The organism is Acutalibacter sp., assembly GCF_056800975.1.
This window is the reverse complement of record NZ_JBQISV010000172.1, coordinates 1-2,005: the sequence shown is the minus strand read 5'-3', so window position 1 is coordinate 2,005 and position 2,005 is coordinate 1. Positions and strand designations below refer to the sequence as shown.

Genomic DNA, 2,005 nt, shown 5'->3' with positions numbered 1-2,005 from the left:
GCCTTTGTCAACTACGGCATGGGCCTGTGCAAGTACACCGGGGCCCGGGGCAAGTCGGGGGCCTCCGACGCCTCCGCCGAGGTGGTGGCCCGGGTGCGCCGTATTTTGGACAACGCCAATGTGGTCTGGCAGATGGCCGAGCTGGGGAAGGTGGACGCCGGCGGCGGCGGCACCGTGGCCGCCTATATGGCCGAGCGGAACATCGACACCCTGGACGCCGGCGTGCCGGTCCTGTCCATGCACTCCCCCTTCGAGACGGTGGGCAAGCTGGACTGCTATATGACCTTTAAGGGCATGAAGGCAATTTTTGAAGCGCTGTAATTAGAGAAGAGCCCGCCATCTGGCGGGCTCCTCTCTGGTTATTTCAGCTTTTTTTCCAGCCGCCACACCTTCACAGCCAGAACAGCGCAGACGGCCAGCAGAAGCAGGGGGATTCCGATTTCCAAAAACGTGGCCAGGGGGGAGAGGGGACGGGAGGCGGTGAGGATGGCAGTGGGGCCGTCCGCGCCGCCGATGACGCCGATCTCTGTGGCGTCGGCAGGGGCCCATTGTCGGCTCATCCGCCAGAACGTGATATAAATGAATGCTTGCGGGGTCAGCAGCAGCAGGCACAGCCCGCAGAAGGCGGTCAAAAACCACCGGAACAGCCGCAGGTATCGACGGGCGGTGGTTCGCTCCGACTGTCCCATAGCCTGGGAGACCACCGCCCCCGCCTCAGCCACGGTGAGGGTGTCCGTCTCCTGGCGTTTCCCCTGCATCAGCTCCACCAGCGACACCCCCAGCGCCTGGGCCAGCGGCTCCAGCAGCTTCACATCGGGAAACCCCTTGGCTGTCTCCCATTTGGAAACGGCCTTGTCGGTGACGTTCAGCTTGTCGGCCAGCTCCTTCTGGGTCAGCCCCTGCTCCCTTCTCAACTGGGCGATAAAGGCCCCAAATTGTATGTTGTCCATAGTGTTCACTCCTTTCGATGCCTCAAGTTTAGCGCAGGACAGGAAAAAAGGCAACCTACGAAAAGTAGAGCGGTATTTTTGGTGTAAGAATCCCGTTTTTGGCGCAGACTACACCAAAAAGGAGGGAACATCCATGGATGAGGAAAAAGACCAGCTGCCCCAGGAGGAGGACATCCAGCCCATTATAGACCTGGGGTCATCAATCATCCGGGGGGACCGGGGGACCGTCTACGTGCTGACCATCGTGGGCCAGATCGAGGGCCACCAGCTGCTGCCCCCCACCAGCAAGAGTACCAAGTACGAGCACGTCCTGCCCCTGCTGGCCACCATCGAGGGCAGCGGGGAGATCGACGGCCTGCTTATTCTGCTGAACAACGGCGGGGGAGACGTGGAGGCCGGGCTGGCCATCGCGGAGGTGATTGCCTCCATGTCCAAGCCCACCGTCTCCCTGGTGCTGGGGGGGAGCCATTCCATCGGAGTGCCCCTGGCGGTGTCGGCCAAGCAGTCGTTCATCGCCCCCTCGGCGGCCATGACCATCCACCCGGTACGGCTCAATGGCCTGGTGATTGGCGTGCCCCAGACCTTCTACTACTTCGAGCGCATCCAGGAGCGCATTTTACAGTTCGTCACCGCCAACAGCCGTGTGAAGCGGGAGGCCTTTACCAAGCTGATGCTCCAGACGGGAGAGCTGGCCGCCGACGTGGGCAGCGTCATCTACGGCGAGGAGGCGGTGGAGCTGGGCCTCATCGACCGCATCGGCGGCCTGTCCGACGCCCTGGAGTGCCTGTACGGGATGGTGGAGGAGAAGAAGTAGGGGGACAGTCTCCGCGCCGCTGCAACTGACAAAACAAAAAGCCGGGGATAACCCCCGGCTTCTGGTACTTAATAATGTATATTTTAAGGGACACACCTCGAAAAAAACGGAATCCCCCCGCCACCGGACTTCGTCCGGCGGCCCTCCCCCCTTTGGCAAGGGGGGCCTTTCAGCGCTGGCTGGTCCGTTTTGCTCCCAAAGGCCCCCTTGCTAAAGGCTGCGCCCGCAGGCGCGTTTCGAG

General features: G+C 62.0%; 2 protein-coding genes and 1 pseudogene. 2 read left to right on the top strand and 1 reads right to left on the bottom strand.

The window, feature by feature from the left end; translation table 11 throughout:
- Positions 1 to 321: pseudogene (locus tag ACTO5E_RS10925) on the top strand (aminopeptidase); the annotation flags it as partial.
- Between the two features lie 38 nt (positions 322 to 359).
- Here the strand turns inward: ACTO5E_RS10925 and ACTO5E_RS10920 are convergent.
- Entirely contained in the window at positions 360 to 950 is a 591-nt protein-coding gene (locus tag ACTO5E_RS10920; RefSeq protein WP_482303596.1) for a helix-turn-helix domain-containing protein, read from the bottom strand.
- Between the two features lie 133 nt (positions 951 to 1,083).
- On the opposite strand from ACTO5E_RS10920, the gene ACTO5E_RS10915 reads away from it, so the two are divergent.
- Positions 1,084 to 1,764, top strand: a complete 681-nt coding sequence (locus ACTO5E_RS10915; RefSeq protein ID WP_482303594.1) for a ClpP family protease — start codon at positions 1,084 to 1,086, stop codon at positions 1,762 to 1,764.
- The last annotated feature ends 241 nt before the right edge of the window (positions 1,765 to 2,005 follow it).